This window comes from Tsukamurella sp. NPDC003166 (genome assembly GCF_040611135.1).
GTDB lineage: Bacteria > Actinomycetota > Actinomycetes > Mycobacteriales > Mycobacteriaceae > Tsukamurella.
Genome location: NZ_JBEXNL010000002.1, coordinates 86865 through 104268, shown reverse-complemented (window position 1 = coordinate 104268; position 17404 = coordinate 86865). Strand labels below are relative to the sequence as shown.

11 protein-coding genes are annotated in these 17404 nt (G+C 72.9%); all 11 read right to left on the bottom strand.

Annotation, left to right across the window (positions count from 1 at the left end):
• Positions 1 to 45: 45 nt before the first annotated feature.
• Positions 46 to 1107: an LLM class flavin-dependent oxidoreductase gene (locus tag ABZX10_RS02650; protein ID WP_355534255.1), complete on the bottom strand. Its 1062-nt coding sequence runs from the start codon at positions 1105 to 1107 to the stop codon at positions 46 to 48.
• Entirely contained in the window at positions 1104 to 2036 is a 933-nt protein-coding gene (locus ABZX10_RS02645) for a lantibiotic dehydratase C-terminal domain-containing protein (RefSeq protein WP_355534252.1), read from the bottom strand. Before ABZX10_RS02645 ends, ABZX10_RS02650 begins: the two co-directional genes overlap by 4 nt.
• The gene (locus ABZX10_RS02640; protein ID WP_355534250.1) at positions 2033 to 3286 is read right to left on the bottom strand and encodes a hypothetical protein; all 1254 of its coding nucleotides are present in this window, start codon (positions 3284 to 3286) and stop codon (positions 2033 to 2035) included. The genes ABZX10_RS02645 and ABZX10_RS02640 overlap by 4 nt, the downstream gene beginning before the upstream one ends.
• Positions 3287 to 3299: 13 nt before the next feature.
• Entirely contained in the window at positions 3300 to 5117 is a 1818-nt protein-coding gene (locus ABZX10_RS02635; protein WP_355534248.1) for a YcaO-like family protein, read from the bottom strand.
• Positions 5114 to 6709 (bottom strand): hypothetical protein, encoded by a 1596-nt coding sequence (locus ABZX10_RS02630; protein WP_355534246.1) that lies wholly within the window; start codon positions 6707 to 6709, stop codon positions 5114 to 5116. The genes ABZX10_RS02635 and ABZX10_RS02630 overlap by 4 nt, the downstream gene beginning before the upstream one ends.
• Complete coding sequence (locus tag ABZX10_RS02625; RefSeq protein ID WP_355534244.1) at positions 6706 to 9105, bottom strand: lantibiotic dehydratase; 2400 nt, start codon at positions 9103 to 9105, stop codon at positions 6706 to 6708. The genes ABZX10_RS02630 and ABZX10_RS02625 overlap by 4 nt, the downstream gene beginning before the upstream one ends.
• Complete coding sequence (locus ABZX10_RS02620) at positions 9105 to 9653, bottom strand: hypothetical protein (protein ID WP_355534242.1); 549 nt, start codon at positions 9651 to 9653, stop codon at positions 9105 to 9107. The genes ABZX10_RS02625 and ABZX10_RS02620 overlap by 1 nt, the downstream gene beginning before the upstream one ends.
• Positions 9650 to 10573, bottom strand: coding sequence for a hypothetical protein (locus ABZX10_RS02615; protein WP_355534240.1), 924 nt, complete (start codon positions 10571 to 10573; stop codon positions 9650 to 9652). The genes ABZX10_RS02620 and ABZX10_RS02615 overlap by 4 nt, the downstream gene beginning before the upstream one ends.
• An 80-nt stretch (positions 10574 to 10653) precedes the next feature.
• The gene (locus ABZX10_RS02610; protein ID WP_355534238.1) at positions 10654 to 10782 is read right to left on the bottom strand and encodes a hypothetical protein; all 129 of its coding nucleotides are present in this window, start codon (positions 10780 to 10782) and stop codon (positions 10654 to 10656) included.
• Between the two features lie 178 nt (positions 10783 to 10960).
• Positions 10961 to 15181, bottom strand: coding sequence for an NAD-glutamate dehydrogenase domain-containing protein (locus ABZX10_RS02605; RefSeq protein WP_355534236.1), 4221 nt, complete (start codon positions 15179 to 15181; stop codon positions 10961 to 10963).
• A 211-nt stretch (positions 15182 to 15392) separates the two neighbouring features.
• Positions 15393 to 17066, bottom strand: coding sequence for an energy-dependent translational throttle protein EttA (gene ettA / locus ABZX10_RS02600; RefSeq protein ID WP_355534234.1), 1674 nt, complete (start codon positions 17064 to 17066; stop codon positions 15393 to 15395).
• Between the last annotated feature and the right edge of the window lie 338 nt (positions 17067 to 17404).

Here is a 17404-nt window from a genome sequence, read left to right as displayed (position 1 = left end):
CCTTCATCGGTCGTTGCCGAGGCGGGCGCGTCCCGCCCCCGACGCTCATCGCAGGTGCTCCGGCAGGCGCGGGCGCACGTTCTCGGCGAACAGTTCGAGACTGCGGCGCGCGAGTGGCTCCGGCAGGTCGCCGTAGTCCAGTTGCCAGAGGATCGCGTCGAGGCCGCCGAACCGCTCGTCGGTCTCGACGATCTGCGCCAGCACCTCGTCGGGCGTCCCGACGACCGCCGACCCCGACAACCGCAACTGGGTACCGCTCATCATCTCGAGGTACCGGGCCATTCCGGTGTAACTGGGATAGTCCGCGGACGATCGGCGGTCCCACGCGGAGACCGCGTCGGTCCAGACCCGCAGGTACCGTTCCAGTGCGGCGTCGGCGGCGTCCACGTCCTCGTCCCGGTCGCTCACCAGGAGCGGCAGGCTCACCACCACCCGCGGTTCGGGCACGGCCGGGCGCCGCGCGACGAAGGCCTCCCGGTACCGCCGAACCAGCTCCGCGGGCGCCTCCAGGCCGCCCGGCGTGACCAGTAGTCCGTGGCCGTTCTCCCCGATCCGGCGGAAACTCTCGGGAGTCCGCACTGCGGCGATCAACGACGGTATGCCGCGCTCCGCGGTCGGACGGGGCAGGACCGTCGCGTCGACCACGTCGAAGAACTCGCTGCGCCGGGTGACCGAGGTCCCCTCCCACAGCTCGATCACCGTGGCCACCGCCTCGTCGAAGCGATCCCGGCTTCCCGTCAGCTCGACGCCGAAGCAGTCGAACTCGTAGGGCAGGTAGGCGCGGGCGAAACCCACCTCCGCACGCCCGCCGCTGATGGCGTCCAATTGCGCGGCCTCCGAGGCCAACTGCACGGGATGGTGGAAGACCGGCAGCACGCACCCCGTCATCAGGCGGATCCGGCTGGTCCGGGCCGCGACCGCGGACAGGAACGCCAACGGACTGGGGCAGTATCCGCCGTACGGGTGCAGGTAGTGCTCGGTCATCTTGACGTACTCGAGGCCCCGGCGGTCCGCGTCCTCGCTGAGTGCGAGCACGCGGCGGTAGTAGTCGGCGCCGGACAGGTCCCCCGGGCCCACGTCCGGCAGGAACGACACTCCGTACTTCATCGGATCCACTCCTCCAACGCCTCCAGGGCGATCGCGTACACCAGGGCCTCGGCGGGACCGCCGCAGCCGAGCCGGTTGGCGTGGGTGTGCAAGACGGACACCAGGACCCGCGACCGCTGCTGCGCGGGCAGGTCGGCGAGCGCCCGCGCGAGCGCGGGTGCGCGGCCGTAGCCGCGCCGGAGCGGCCCCGGCGCACCGGCGCGCGCCAGCCGGTCCAGGACCGCCCGCGCCCGGTCCACCACCCGGGCCTCCGGGACCCCCTGCGGTGTGGCACGTTCGGACCAGAAGCGGTGGCCGGCGAGGACCGTCCGATGGGCCTCGTCGCTCCCCCACTCCGCGGTCAGGTCCACCACGAACCGCAGTACCTCATCGAGAGCCGCGCTGAGGCGATGATTCGCCGGAACGCCCCCGGCGGCCATGCCCGCGTCGACCCGGCCGACCATCGACGCGGCGCGACCGGAGGAGATCGCGAAGTACGCCAGGACGCTGGGATGGACGGAGGGTCCGCCGTACCTGTCGAACTCCGGCACGTACACCCACGGGTAACAGCCCGGGGCCAGCAGGTCGAGCACCTCGAGCGGTCGCCCGGCCTCCCCCGCCGCGGCCGTCTCGGCCACCGCTGCGGCGTACCCCGCCTGATCGAGCGCGCGCTGGGGCCGCGCCGCCCGGCCCGCCACCGCGGCGGCGCGGACCGTCGCGCGCCACAGGCGATCGCCGCAGGCCGGGGTCAGCGCACGCACTCGCAGGTGCGGCCCACGCTGCCAGTACCGCAGGTAGAACCACTCGGCCACAGGCAGGTCGCGCGCGAGCTCCGCCACGGCTCGATCCTCGAGGGCGGGATCGAAATAGGGCAGGTGCAGGTGCACCGCGGTGACCCCGGTGCTCGCCGTGCGGTCCTCCAGCGCCGCACCGGAACGCGTCCGCGTCACAGCAGCACCTCGATCCCCGTCGCGGGCGAGACGCCGATCACCGCGGCGAGCAGCACGTGTTCCCGACGGGGCCGCCCGAGGAGCGAGGTGACGGCGGGGTCGTCGAAACTGCGGGTGGGCCGGCACACCCGCCCGCACGCGGCGGCGGGATAGGACAGGCCCTGGATCAGCCACCCGGCCCGGACCAGGGCGAGCCGTACCGCCTCCGTCCCGCACTCCGCGGCGATCGCGTCGGGATCCGCCGTCGCGAATGCGAGGAACTCCGCGCGCTCGAGGTACGCGCCGTTGCGCGGCGCGTTGGGCAGACCGTGCGAGGCCAGGACCTCGGCCATCGCCGCCGCCGGCACGGGGGCGCCGTCATCGCGGTGCCACCGGTCGCCGCGCCGATGGAGGGTGTGCATCCCGACCACGGGCGGCCCCGGAAGGGGCACCGTGCCGCCGAGTGCGGCGGCCAGTGCGGCCGACTCGTCGGGCCGCAGGCCCCGGGACGCCGACAGGAGGGCCCCGGGCAGGCCGCGCGGCATGCGCCCGGCACTGCGCCGCTCGAGGATCCGTCCCCACGTGGGCGCGTCGACGCCCGGCCTCGCGGCGTCATCGGCCGGGTCCGCGGCGCCGGCCGGGTCCGCGGAGCCGGCCGGGTCCGCGGAGCCGGGCACGAGGTCGAACGCGACGCCGTCCCGGGCCCCCTCGGTGGCCACCAGCTCGAGGCCGACGGCGCCCGCCACCGTCGCGAGGTGGCGCAGGGTGACGCCCTGCTCGAGGTCCCCGAGGATCGGGCGAAGACCGCCGTAGAACCGCGGAAGGTGCTCGGTCCGCACCTGCAGCCGGAACCGTGGACCGTGTCGATCCGCGCCGACCGGGTCCGCGCACCACCGCCACGACCACGGATCGAAGACGAGACCTCGGCTCCGGTCCCGCACCACCACGGGGTACTTGGCCCGCACGGACGGGTGCGACGAGTGGAAGGCGTACTCGCCGTGCGGCTCCAGCCGGTGCACGCGCAGCGCGGCGCCGATGACCGCGGCCGGGTCGCCCACGCTCCCGGCCGCGGCGCGCGCGGGGTAGGTCAGCTCCGCCAGGGCCGCTCTGACGGCGTCCATCGGCGCGGTGTCCTCCTCGAGGGCGGGGCGCAGGCCGAGGCCGCCCGACGAATCGGCCTCGGGTCCCGGTCGCACCGGGGCGACCGCGGCCGACTTGCCGGGGCCGTGCCGCCACAGGCGGTCCGGATCCAGGTGCACGGCTGTCGTCACGGGTCTGTCCTCCTCAGGGGAACGGGTGGGGCGCGAGATCGCCGCACCCCTCCAACAGGTCGGCGCGGCCCAGGTCGCGCAGGGTCTCGAGACCGCGGACCCGCTGGTGCGCGGTGCCGAAGGTCATCGACAACGCGCCCGGCACCACGCACTTGGCGGCCCACAGGCCCTGGTCGCGGAGCTCGAGATTGGTCTGGTCCACGAAGTGGGGTGCGCCGAGGTCGGCCGAGGCGAGTTGCTCGGCAAGGGCCCGGATGACGTGACCGGCCGGGCCGCGGCGGGCCGCGGGGATCACGTCACCGAGGTCCGGCAGCGCTGCGGCATCGATCTGCGGGCCGCGGCACTTCTCCGCGACCGCGCGACCGTTCTCGGGCAGCGCGTAGAAGTCCACGTGGTCCTCGATCGTGCGGATCGCCCAGCGGTCCGGCAGGCGGCGAGCGGTCTCGGCGGCGGAACGGGGCCGCGGCGCGGCGGCGAGGTTCACCAGTTCCCACAGGCCGGACCGGACGGCGTCCGCCCAGCGCGGCCCGCTGCCCGCGGCGCACAGCACGAACGGGTGGCCTCCGGTGCGGTGGAAGGCGAACGCCCCCACGGTCGGCAGGGCCGTCGGACCGGGTAACCGCACCAGTTCGCAGATGAACCCGTCCGCGGCGATCCGCTCCCGGAGCAGCGCCGACTCGGCGTCCGCCGGATCGACGAGCACCCGCGCGCACTCCGCCGTCCCGTACCAGAAGCGGAGGAAGGCATCGCGTTCGAGCACCTCGCAGAGCGCGTGCAGCGCGGCCTCCTCGAAGGACGAGCCCAGGGCCGCCCCGCTCGACGACTCGTCGTACCGCACCGTGCGTGCGGGGGCCGACGGGGCCGCCCCCGCAGTCGCATCGCCGCGTCGGGCGCCGTGGTAGTCCGCCCCGTGCTGCGGGGTGAAGTTGTAGAAGGCCACCTCGGCCGGGACGTACGCGGTGGCGGCACCGTCGAGGGTGTGCGCGGCCACCCAGAACGCCTGCGCGCCGGGGTCGATCCTGCTGCTCGGGTCGGCCAGTTGCTCGGGGTGGTAGCCACCCAGCTCCCGCTCCCCCAGGACGGTCGCGCCCTCGGGGAGCTCGGCACCGGACAGGACACGCGCACCGTCGAACGGGTGGCCGCACATCCGTTCCCACGCCTCCATCACCGCGATGAAGTCGGAATCCGCGTACCGGGTGCCGCGCCCGTAGCCGACGTTGCGCGACTGCGGCAGCACCGCCGCCGACATCGCCGCGGCCGCGTCCGTGACCCGCCCGATCCCGGTGACGGGCCCGACGAGATGGTCGACCAGGCTGCGCGCGAACGCCTGCCGGTCGGCGCGGGCGGCGAACCTGTCGGCGCGCAGGTCCGTCAGGTGCGGCCCCTCGGTGGCCGCGACGGCGGCGGGGGCGCCGTCGTCGTGGCCCCGATAGCAGCCCACCGAACGCCACAGCCGGTGCCGGTGGACGCCCGCACCGTCGATCACCACCACGGTGCGCCACGGGACATCGCCGGGCGAGGCATGGTCCCAGGTGCGCAACACCAGCTCGCGCAGTGCCGGTTCATCGAACTCCGGTACTCCGCCGCCGACGCGCACCGTGGGGTGCGTGAGGTGCGGAGCATCCGACCGCAGTCGCCGACGGTACTCGAAGCAGAGCAGGCAGGGGCCGTCGTCGCAGTCGTAGAGGGGGCCGATCACCGTGGTGCCGCCGTCGAGGAGCACGGGCAACACCGGCTCCCCGGCGGCGCGGCACCGACCGTCGAGAGCGGTCACGTCGGTGCCGATGATCGGGGTGGGCACGGGCACGCGAGCCACAGCGAGGGCACTCATCGCACGGTCCCGCAGATCACGGCCGTCGGACCGTACAGCGGATCATCCTGTGCGGGAATCAGCTCCGTCTCCGCGAGTGCGGGCAGAGCCGCTAGGACGTCGGCCGCGCGACCGGCGGTCCCCGGGTCCAGGGCGGAGACCGGCGTGGTCGACAGGGAGGGCACCCGGTATCGCCGCGTCCCGTCGACGACGAGCGCACGGAGTCGCGCCGCAGCGAGCAGGCAGTACACGGCCTCGCCCGGTGTCCGACCGTACGCGCCCTCCCGGGGAGCGGCGGCGGCCTCCGGGACGAAGACCGCCAGGAACCAGCCCGGCGCCGCCTCCCCGGCCGCGATGCGGGGCGCGACCCCGCCGCGGTGCTCGGCATCGAGCCAGAGCCTGCGCGTGGGCAGGTCCAGACCGCCGTACGGGACGGGCTCGGTCGCCGGGAACGGCAGGGCGCGCAGGTACGCGTCGAGCCGGGCGTGCCCCGGCGTCCGCCCGGCGTAGCCGTGGCCGCCGGCCTCGCCCGCACCGTGTTCGGCGTGGCGCCGATACGCCGCCAGCAGGGCGTCGACGGCGGCCTGCGCCGGCTCCCCGCCGAATCCCACCAGCGCGTACCGGGCCGCGTCCAGGGGCCGCGCCGCAGCGCAGTGGTGGGGCAGTTGCGGGAGGTCGGCACCGTCGGCCAGCCGGACGGGGACCAGCAGCGGATCCCCGCCGTCGGTCCGGACCGCTGCGTGGCCCTCGACGAGGCCCTCGACGGTGGCCGGCGGCGGCGTCAGGTCGATCTTCTCCAGCGTGAGCGGTGCGCTGGTGAGCAGGCCGAGCGATCGCGGCTCCAGTCCGGTCGCGGCGCGGACCGCGGCCGCAGCGGCGAGCCCTCCCGCTGCTCGGCGTACCGGCTCACCGGGACGTTCCGGCTCGTCTCCCCGGTTCGGCCGCTCGGCGAGGTACCGCCCGCGCGCCCGGCGGGCGGGCGCCCGGCCGGCATCGGCGCCCGGCGCGCCGTGGACCACGACGGGGTCCCCGGCGAGGTCGGCGACGCCGTGCCCGAACCTGGCCCCCGCGTCGTCGAAGACCTCGACGACGATCCGGTCCGGACCGTCGGCGGTCCGCGGCCCGGTGCGGATGCGGTCGAGGGCGATGCCGCAGTCGGTGAGGGTGCGCACGACCACCGCCCCGACCGGCCCTGCGCCCCCGCGGATCCGCGCCCGCGCCGTGTCGCGGAGCCAGGTCATCTCCTCCTCGGGCCAGGGGTGCCGCGCCCGGAGCTCGGCGGCGATCCCCGGACACCGTTCGGCGAACGGCGCGAGTGCGTCGTGCGCCGCGGCGGTCACGGCGGACACGGAGCGCACGAGGTCCTGGCGGGCCAGGGCGCGGACCAGCCCGAGCAGCGTCTCCGGCCGGTCACCCCGCTGCTCGGCCCCCGCCCGGAGCTCTGCCTCGGTCGCCCCGGCGAGCAGGGCCGGTTCGTGGCGACGGAACAGCTCGACCACGCCGGGCGGCACGTCGAGGAAGAACCTGCGGGCGTCGCCCCCGAAGTAGACCCCGCGCCCGGGAACCACGGCGGCGTGCACGCCGGGCCGGAGCAGGTACCGCGACGCGCTCACGCCTCCTCCAGATCCACGTGTGCCACGAATTCGGCGACGGCGCGCCCGGGTTCCGGCAGCGGGAGGCACTCCTCGACGTGGGTGTAGTTGCCGACATCGCCGATCCGCTCGGGCAGGGTGCTCACGGACAGCACGCTCTGACCGTCCACGAAAAGGGGCTTCGCGCCGGGTTCACGGGAGCCGACGAGCGGATCGCGCTTGACGAAGGCCGCCGGCGGCAACCCCTCGCGGTGCGCCCGCTCGGTGTACGCCCGGAATCTCGCCGCGGGTTCACGACCCGCGTCGCGCACCGCGTCGCGCAGTGCCTCGACGCCGGTCCACCGCTGCCGCGCGAGCACCACGTCGCCGATCACCAGGCGGGGGCTTCGCCTGGGGCCCGGCTCCGCGCGATGCGCGGCGTGCACGGCGTGCAGCGGCGTCCGGACCAGTCGCCCGCCCAGCAGATTCCAGGAGATCAGGCGGGCGGCGTGGGGATGCCTCTCCGGCATTCCCGCGCCGAACACCAGCGGAGCCACGGACTCGCCGGAGGCCGTGCGGAACTCCAGCCCGAGCCCGTCCGGCCGCAGCTGCGCGGTGAGCCCGCGCCAGATGTCGGCGGTCATCACCTCACCCGCGAGACGCGGCACCCGGTTCACCGACAGTCCGTGCAGGTCGACGTCCTGGATGACGCGCGGCGACCAGCTCGCAACCGCGTCGCGGAGTTGTCCGATCGCCACGGCGTGCTCCTCGATCTCGGGGTGCAGGAACCGCGCGAGCATCGCACCGGAGCCGGCATACGCGTCGTTGAGTACCAGCCGCTCGCCACTGCGCTGCACGTACGCGGCGTAGCCGACCGCGCTCGCGCTCCGGACCACGTCGGGCGCCGCCGCCATCAGCTCGTCGATCCATCGCTCCGGGAACACGATCTCGGCCGGATCGTCGGCGGCGGCGCGGGCGACGTCCCGCTCGACCGCTCGCCGGAAACGCACCAGGTCGGCGTACTCGGCGGACACGAGGCGGCGCAGTTCACGCTCGGGCAACGCGCGCTCCGTGACCAGGCCCAGCACGGTGTACGCCTGCTCGACCACCGCGCGGGCACCGCGCACGACGGGCAGCGGGCCGTCGCCGGTGCGGGCGGCGACCAACGCCGTCGAGATCAGGCGCAGGTCGAGGTTGCGGTCGAAGACCGCGCCGGCCCGCAGGGCCGGCCGCAGCCGGGCGTGCAGATCGCCGGGCACGGCGGGGGCCTGCGCCGCGGTGCCGAGCGCGTCCTCGTAGAAGACCGGCCGCAGCGGGCGACCGACCGCGACAGCGCAGTCCGAGACCGTACTGCACGCCTCCCGCAACACCCTGTCGCGGGCGTCTCCGGCGGACGCGGCGAGGCGGACGCTCAGGTCGCCGAGCGGCGTGCCCCCGGCGAACGAGTCGGCGAACGGGGCTGCCCCGGGACCCGGCGCAGGTACCAGCAGTCCGTTCTGCACGCTCGACGCGACGGTGGCGGAGAGCGCTGCGGGATCGCCGTGGCCCGCTTCGGCGAGGTGCTCGACCAGGGTCGCCGGGCGCACCGGGCCGAGCTCGGCGAGCGCGAGCAGATCGCGGACGAGAGCGGTCTCGGCCACCGTGAGGCGCTGGGGCTGGCCGCGCACCACGCGGGTGAACCGCACCACGCCGCTGTCCGGGAGCCGGTGGCAGCTCGCGGCCGCGCGCACCGTCGAGGTCGTCCCGGCGGCCGCCGCCGCGCGGAGCTCGTCCTGCAGGTGGAAGTCGAGGTGGACGACGGTGCGCGGGGCGCGCGTGCCCGCCTCGTCCACCGCGGCCGAGTGTCCCTCGGGGATCACCGAGACCGCGGTCAACCGCCCGAAGGGCGTGGTCCGCAGCATGCTGCGGTAGGCGTAGTCCAGCAGCCTGCGCTCGGACCGGCGGCGCGATCCCGATGCTGCGCCACCACCGGCGACGTGGGAGTCCAGCGCGGCCGCGAGGTCGGGCGACTGCAGGGCGGCCGTCGCACGCAACGCCGGGTGGGCGAGCGCCTCCAGCAGCGTGGCGCGCTCCGCCACCAGCGCCGGCCCGACGATGCCCGCCAGGGCGGCGTCGAGGTCGCGGACGTACTCCTCGGCCGCGGCGAGAGCCGCGGCGGCCTCTTCCACCCAGTCCGGAAGGCGGACACCGTCGGGAAGCGCCCGGCCCGCGCGGACACGGCGCCGTATCCCGATGAGTCGGTCCCGCTCCGGGTCGGAACCCGACAGCCCGCCGGCGGCGGCGAACAGGCGGTCCGACAGCGCCTCGCGAGCGGTGTCGGCGATGCGCCGCGCGGCACGACGGCGACGGGTCCACTCCGCCGCTTCCGTGGTCGCGGGGGTCCACGGCACGACGGTGTTCCATCGCGCGACGACGATCCCGGGGAACGGCGTCCGCATCAGTTCGCCCCGGTGACGGGCGCGGGTGACGCTCGGCGGCCGCGGACGTCCGACACGACGATCGACACTGCGAGCGTGAGGAACAGGACCGTGATGGGGACGGCACTGAGGGCCGGACCCGACCCCGCGAGCACGCCGCCGACCACACCGAGGCCGAGTACCACGGCGATCACGGCGTACACCGGGTTGCGCTTCGACCAGGCCATCACGACGAAGTGCACGGCGACCACCGCGGCGGACCAGACCACCATCCACCCGGTGTCGAGCTGGTGACGCAGCACGTACGAGTTGCCGGCGCCCATCGCGGCGGCCTCGAAGACCACGATCCACACGAAGTTGACGCGGTCTCCGGTGCCCGCGGACACGACGCGACGCGCGGACGGCCGGAGCCACTGCCGCAGCGTCACCGCAGCGACGACGAGCGTCGCGAGCACCGCGAGGACGAACCACGCGGTTCCCGCCCCCTGCAGTCCCAGGTACGCGGTGTTGAGCAGGAACAACATCACGGCCAACGCGACGGTGTACGCGATCGCCACCTCGTGCTTCATGAAGCTCTCCTCTTCGGTGTGTGCGGACGGTACGAATCGATCGTGGCGCGCCGCCTGGTGCCGTCGAAAACCTCGAACAGCGCCTCGTCGGTCCAGCCGCGGCGGCGAGCGTGCTCGACGACGACGCCCGCGGCGGCGGCGCGCAGCTGCACGCCGATCCCGAGCGGCGGCAGCACGCGCTCGTAGAGCGCCTCCAGCACCACCCGATAGTCCGTGAACCACGGCTCGTGATAGCCGTCGACGAGGGGCAGCACCCGCTGGTGGAAGTCGCTGATCGCTCCGCTCCCGGAGTCGTCTCCGCCGTCCCCTGAGAGGGGCTCCGCGTCCGGGACGCCGTGTCGAGCGCGGCCGGCGCACCAGTGCAGTGCCGACCGCCACGCCCCGGTCAGCGGGTCCGTGACCGCCTCGTCGAGCCAGTCGTCGTGGGCGTCCACCCAGCGCGTGACGCCTGTGTGCAGCTCGGCGGCCACGGCCGGAACCACCGCGTGCCGCAGTCCCTCGTAGTGTGACAGGAGCGACACCGTCCCCCGTTCGGCACCGGCGGGATGCAGGTCGACGACGGCGAGCAGCGCGCGCACCGCGTGGGCGAGCGGGGATTCGTCCGGGCGCTCGCGGACGGCGGCCAGCAGCGGTGCGCCGCAGCGCACGGGGAGCGGGTCGAGCGGGCCGGCACGGTCGAGGACCGCGACGGGGCCGCCGGTCTCGGCGCGCAGGAAGGTCGCGATCTCGGTCACGACGGTCGCGGTGTGTGCGGCGGGCGCTACGAGTTCGAGCCGGAGGTCGTGGCCGGGACGCGCCGTCGCGACGAGGTGGTCGAACGCGCCGAACTCGGCGGCGAGCCACTGCGCGATCGGGGCGAACATCCGCGCCAGGGCGGCGGGTGGTGCCTCTCCGTCGAGGTGGACGGTCACGGAATGCATCACGACTCCATCGGTGGTCCTCGGGTGCGCGCGACCGCTGGACGCGGTGCGGACGAGCGGCCGCGCGCTGCGGCCGTCGGTCAGCAGCAGGACGAGGAGCTCGAGGACGAACAGCAGATCCAGCCCTGCGACGCGCCCAGGGTGGGGACGTCGGCGGCGGACTCGAAGTCGATGATCTCGACGGCATCGAAGTCGATCAGATCGAGCATGGTGAAGCCTTCCTGTGAGGTGATTTCGGTGCGGGGGCACCGGCCGGTACCCGGAGACGAGTCAACGTCCCCGTCGGGGCACGTGCCATCACAGGATCGCGTCACCGCAGGTGGAAGGGTACGAAACGACGTCCGGACCGGACGCTTCGCGCGTCCGGTCCGGATGTTCCGACGGAGGTCAGCCCACGTGGCGCAGGAGCGAGCGCAGTGCCCGCGTCGCGACGGACAGCCGCGACTCGTCGTTCGCCGCCGCAGCCGTACCGTCCACCGGATCGAGGATCTCGGCGAGCAACGCACCGACCCGCTCGAGGCGCTGCGCGTGGTGCGAGGCCCAGTCGCCGATCTTCTGCGTGGCGGGCTCGTCGGGATCGGTGAAGTTGAGCACCTCGACGGTGAGCGCCCGCAGCGCGCCGTACAGGTCGTCGCGCAGTGCGAGTCGGGCCATCTCGCTCCACCGGTCACCGCGGGGCAGCTCCGCGACCGCGCCCAGCATCTTGTCGATCCGCAGGTGCTGCATGAGCGCGAAGTACAGGCGCCCCACCTCGTCGTCCTCGCGTTCGGTGATGTCCGCGATGTCGACCACGTCCAGCAGGCTGAACCGGTACAGCGCCCGGCTCACCGCGTACGCCAGGTCGTCGGGCACGCCGGCCTCCCGGGCGTGATCCGCCGCCTCGCAGGCGTGCGCGTCGTACTCGATGGCCCAGTCCGGCATGGCGGCCGTCATCGCCGTGATCCGGTCGGCGTAGCGGTTGACCTCCGCACCGATGGCGATCGGCTGGGGCCGGTTGGTGAGCATCCAGCGGGCGGCGCGGTCGAGCACGCGGCGGCTCTCGGCGAGCAGCGCGGCCGATTCCGCCGCCGAGGTCGGCAGCGCCTTGACGGCCTCCCAGGTCGCGGGCAGACCGAAGACCCGACTGACCGCCACGAAGGCGCGCACGGCGTCCGACGCGGCGGCGCCGGTCTCCTCCTGCAGGCGGTAGACGAAGCTGACGCCGGCGTTGTCGACGAGCTCGTTGACCGCCTGGGTCGCGACGATCTCCCGGCGCAGCGGGTGCGAGAAGACGGCGTCGCCCGCACGGTCGCGCAGGTGATCCGGGAAGTACCCCGGGAAGCCCGCCGTCAGCGCGTCGTTGTCGGGCAGGTCGCTCGCGATGACATCGTCCTTGACGGCGAGCTTGACGTGCGCCATCAGGTTGCACAGCTCCGGCGAGCTCAGGCCCAGCCCGGCGGCCTGCAGCCGGTCGGTCTCCTTGCGCGTCGGCAGCGCCTCGAGACGCAGGTCGACGCCGCGGTTGCGACTGAGGTCCGCCAGGATCCGGGCGTGCACATCGACCATCTTCGGTGCGAGCGAGCGCTCCACCGACAGCGCGGTGTTCTGGGAGACGTTGTCGGCCAGCACCAGACGGGAGACGTCGTCCGTCATGGACACCAGCAGGTCGTGCCGCTCGGCCTCCCCGATCGCGCCGGCCGCGATCTGCCGGTCCAGCAGGATCTTGATGTTGACCTCGTGGTCGGAGCAGTCCACGCCGGCGGAGTTGTCCATCGCGTCGGTGTTGATCCGGCCGCCGCTGCGGTCGAACTCGATGCGGCCGAGCGGCGTCACGCCCAGGTTCCCGCCCTCGCCGACGACCTTGGCGCGCAGCTGATTCCCGTCCACGCGGATCGCGTCGTTAGCGCGGTCGCCCACCGCCAGGTCGGTCTCCGTCGAAGCCTTGATGTACGTGCCGATACCGCCGTTCCACAGCAGGTCGACGGGGGCCAGCAGCACCGCGCGCATGAGCTCCGGCGGGGTCAGCTCGGTCACGTCGTCGGCCAGGCCCAGCGCCGTCCGGACCTGCGGGCTGATGGGCACCGACTTCGAGTCGCGGCTGTACACGCCGCCGCCCTCGCTGATCTTCGAGGTGTCGTAGTCCTTCCACGACGACCGCGGCAAGTCGAACAGGCGTTGCCGCTCCGCGAAGCCGACGGCGGCATCGGGGTTCGGGTCGAGGAAGATGTCACGGTGGTCGAACGCGGCGACGAGCCGGATGTGCTCGGAGAGCAGCATGCCGTTGCCGAAGACGTCACCGCTCATGTCGCCCACGCCGACCGCGGTGAAGTCCTCGCTCTGGGTGTCGACGCCCATCTCCCGGAAGTGCATCTTCACCGACTCCCACGCGCCGCGCGCGGTGATGCCCATGCCCTTGTGGTCGTAGCCCTCGGACCCGCCGGACGCGAAGGCGTCGCCGAGCCAGAAGTCGTATCCCGCGGCGACGTCGTTGGCGATGTCGGAGAAGGACGCGGTGCCCTTGTCCGCGGCCACGACGAGGTAGGTGTCGTCCGCGTCGCGCCGCACGACGCGCTCGGGCGGGAGCACGGCACCGTCGGGACCGAGGTTGTCGGTCACGTCGAGCAGGCCCGAGATGAACATGCGGTAGCACGCGACGCCCTCGGCGCGCTGCGCGTCCCGGTCGACGGCGGCGTCGCCGGTGATCTCCGGCGGCTGCTTGACGACGAAGCCGCCCTTGGCGCCGACCGGCACGATGACGGCGTTCTTGACCGCCTGCGCCTTGACCAGGCCGAGGACCTCGGTGCGGAAGTCCTCCCGGCGGTCCGACCAGCGCAGGCCGCCGCGGGCGACCATGCCGAACCGCAGGTGCACGCCCTCCACGCGCGGTGAGTAGACGAAGATCTCGAACCGCGGTCGCGGCTTCGGGGCCTCGGGGACGCGACCGGGTTCCAGCTTGATGGAGATCACGGGCTTGTCGGCGTAGAAGTTGGTGCGCACGGTGGCCTGCACGACGTGCAGGTAGGCCCGCAGGATCCGGTCCGCGTCCAGACTGGTCACGGCCTCGAGCGCCGCAACGACATCGGCCTCCGCCTGGGCGGCCGCGTCCGCGTCCGCGGCGATCGGGTCGAAGGTGGCCGTCCACAGCCTGTCCAGAGCCAGCGCGGCGTCCCGATGCTCCAGGAGCACCTGCGCCATGTGCCCCGGGCTGTAGGGAAAACCGCACTGGCGCAGGTACTGTCCGATCGCCCGGAGCAGAGCGACGCGACGCCAGTCGAGTCCGACGGAGAGGATCAGCTCGTTGAACCGGTCCACCTCGGCGTCGCCCCGCCACGCCGCCGCGGCACCGTCGCTCGCCAGCCCGCGCAGAACGGCGTACCGCACCGGCAGGTCCGCCTCCGCCACGCCGGTCGCGGCGGCGGCCGTCAGGGCCGCGGGCACGCGCAGCCCGAAGTCGTAGACCGAGCACAGCACACCGTCGGGCCTGCGGATCTTGTAGGGGCGCTCATCGAGCACGTCCACGCCGAGCGACTGCAGCATCGGCAACGCCTGCGAGAGCGTCACGCGGCCGCCGTTGACGTACATCGCGAACCGAAGTCCGGCCTCGTCGCCGTGGCGCGGATCGTAGAACACCAGGTCCTGCGCGTCGGGCGCGAGAGCCGCGATGCGGGTGATGTCGGCCAGCGCCTGCTCCGGCGCGGCGTCCTCCTTGTAGTTCGGGGAGATGCCCGGCAGGTACTCGCGGACGAGGGCCGTGTCGGCGCCGGCGGCCGTCGCGGCGGCCAGGACGTCCTCGTCCCAGGTGCGGCTGACATCGCCCAGCCGGGCCCGGATGCGGGCCTCGTCAGCGGCCTGGAAAACGGGAACCACGTCCGCCGCCCGCGGGAGCAGCACGAACTGGATCCGCGCGATCGCGGATTCGGTGACGCGCGCGGTGAACCGATCGACCCGCATCCCGGTCTCGTCCTCGAGCACATCGATGAGCACGCCGCGGGCGCGGGAGGTGTACCGGTCGCGAGGCAGGTAGACCAGTGCGCGCGCGAACCGCGCGAGTTTATCGGTCCGGAGGAACAGCGCGAGGTCGTCGTCGCCGAGATCGCGCAGGGAGCCGAAGACACGCGCCAGCTCGTCCTCGTCGGCCACGACGAGCCGCAGGCGCGGGTAGGTCTGGATGAATTCCATCAGGCGCTGATTGGCCGGGTCCGACCGGTCCACCCCGATCCGGGCGAGCACACGCTCGATCTTCGCCCCGACCATGGGAATGCCGAACACGTTGTGGTGCAGTCCGAGAACCGTCATCGCCATGGCGAACAGCTCGGTCGGCCCACCGTCCGACGGGCTCGCCGCGAGCAGGAAGGGCGAGCCCGCGGCATCGCCGAGCGGCTGCGCGAGTTCGACGACCCCGATGCCGCCCGCCTCCGGCGCCGGCATCGCGTCGATGACCGCGCGGAGCTCGTCAGCGGGATCCGCGAGCACCCCCGTGCCGGCGCCGCCCGTCCACGTTCCGAGGATGCGCGCGTTCTCCTCGGAGAGCCAGGTCAGGAAGTCCGACGGTGACCGTCCGGGGGGCTGGTTGCCCACGCTCGCTGCAGCTCGGGTGAAGTCGGACGGATCGTGCGCGGACTGCTCCACGGGTGTACTCCTCCTGCGATGAGTCGCGGCAGCGGGCACGCCAAATACGAGGTCAGCACACGGCGCCGTTGCCAAGGTGTGACGGAGCCGGTGGGCTCCGCGCACCACACTACGGCCGAGCAGGGGGTTACGGGCGAGTAATGGACGACGACGCCCCCGGCGCAGGCCGAGGGCGTCGTCGTTCGCGCGGAGCGGGTCCGCGCGCGGGAAATCAGTCGCGCGTGAGCTTGCGGTGCGTCACGGCGTGCGGACGGGCGGCCTCGGCGCCGAGGCGCTCGACCTTGTTCGCCTCGTACGCCTCGAAGTTGCCCTCGAACCAGAACCACTGCCCCTCTTCGACGTTGCCCTCCCACGCCAGGATGTGGGTGCAGGTGCGGTCCAGGAACCACCGGTCGTGGGAGATCACCACGGCGCAACCGGGGAACTGCTCCAGCGCGTTCTCCAGGCTGGAGAGGGTCTCCACGTCCAGGTCGTTGGTGGGCTCGTCGAGGAGGATCAGGTTGCCGCCCTCCTTGAGGGTCAGCGCCAGGTTCAGCCGGTTGCGCTCACCGCCCGAGAGGACCTCCGAGGGCTTCTGCTGGTCCGGTCCCTTGAAGCCGAAGGCGCTCACGTAGGCGCGGGCCGGCATCTCGTTCTGACCGACGGTGATGTAGTCGAGCCCGTCGGAGACCACCTGGAAGACGGTCTTCTTGGGGTCGATGTTCGCGCGGTTCTGGTCGACGTAGCTGAGCTTGACGGTCTCGCCGACCTTCACGTCGCCCGAGTCCGGGGACTCGAGACCGACGATGGTCTTGAACAGCGTGGTCTTACCGACGCCGTTCGGGCCGATCACGCCGACGATACCGTTGCGCGGCAACGTGAACGACAGATCCTTGATGAGCACGCGGCCGTCGAAGCCCTTGTCCAGGTTCTTGACCTCGACCACCACGTTGCCCAGGCGGGGCGGCGTGGGGATCTGGATCTCCTCGAAGTCGAGCTTGCGGTGCTTCTCCGCTTCGGCCGCCATCTCGTCGTAGCGCTCGAGACGGGCCTTGTTCTTGGTCTGCCGGGCCTTCGCGCCGGAGCGGACCCAGGCGAGCTCCTCCTTGAGGCGCTTCTGCAGCTTCTGGTCCTTCTTGCCCTGCACCTCGAGGCGTTCGGCCTTCTTCTCCAGGTAGGTGGAGTAGTTGCCCTCGTAGCCGTGGAGCTTGCCGCGCTCGACCTCGCAGATCCACTGCGCGACGTGGTCGAGGAAGTACCGGTCGTGAGTGACGGCCAGGACGGCGCCGGGGTAGCTCGCGAGGTGCTGCTCGAGCCACAGCACCGACTCGGCGTCGAGGTGGTTGGTGGGCTCGTCGAGGAGCAGCAGGTCGGGCTTGCTCAGCAGTAGCTTGCACAGAGCCACGCGGCGCTTCTCACCTCCCGAGAGGTTCTCCACGGACGAGTCGCCCGGCGGGCAGCGCAGCGCGTCCATCGCCTGCTCGATCTGCGAATCCACGTCCCACGCGTCCACGGCGTCCAGCTGCTCCTGCAGCTTGCCCATCTCCTCCATCAGCTCGTCGCTGTAGTCGGTGGCCATGAGTTCGGCGACCTCGTTGTAGCGACGCAGGTTGACCATCGTCTGGCCGAGGCCGTCCTCGACGTTCTCCTTGACCGTCTTGGTCTCGTCCAGCTGCGGCTCCTGCATCAGGATGCCGACGGTGGCCTCCGGGTCCAGGAAGGCCTCGCCGTTCGACGGCTGGTCGAGGCCCGCCATGATCTTGAGGATCGACGACTTGCCGGCGCCGTTCGGACCGACGACGCCGATCTTCGCGCCCGGGTAGAACGACATCGTCACATCGTCGAGAATGACCTTGTCGCCGTGCGCCTTACGCACCTTCTTCATCGTGTAAATGAACTCAGCCACAGTTCCTGCCCTGTCTCACGCGAAAACGACCCACCGGTGTGCCGGGGGCAAACGACACCAGCCTACCGACACCGGTGCGCCGTCGGCGCGGCGACCGCGGACACGGACGACGAGCACACTTGCAGTGCCGATGCATGGCCATCCGTAGTATCCCTATGGGCATCGGCGCGACACCTAAGACGCCCGATGTGAGCATTTACCGTACTGGCACGAATAACCCTCCGGGCGCCGCCGGTGTGATCCACATCATCACACTTCATCTTCTCTATGACACGGATGACGCGAACGCATTTCCGTGAACCGGCGCATTCCGGACGGCCCAGGTCCGAGTCGTAACG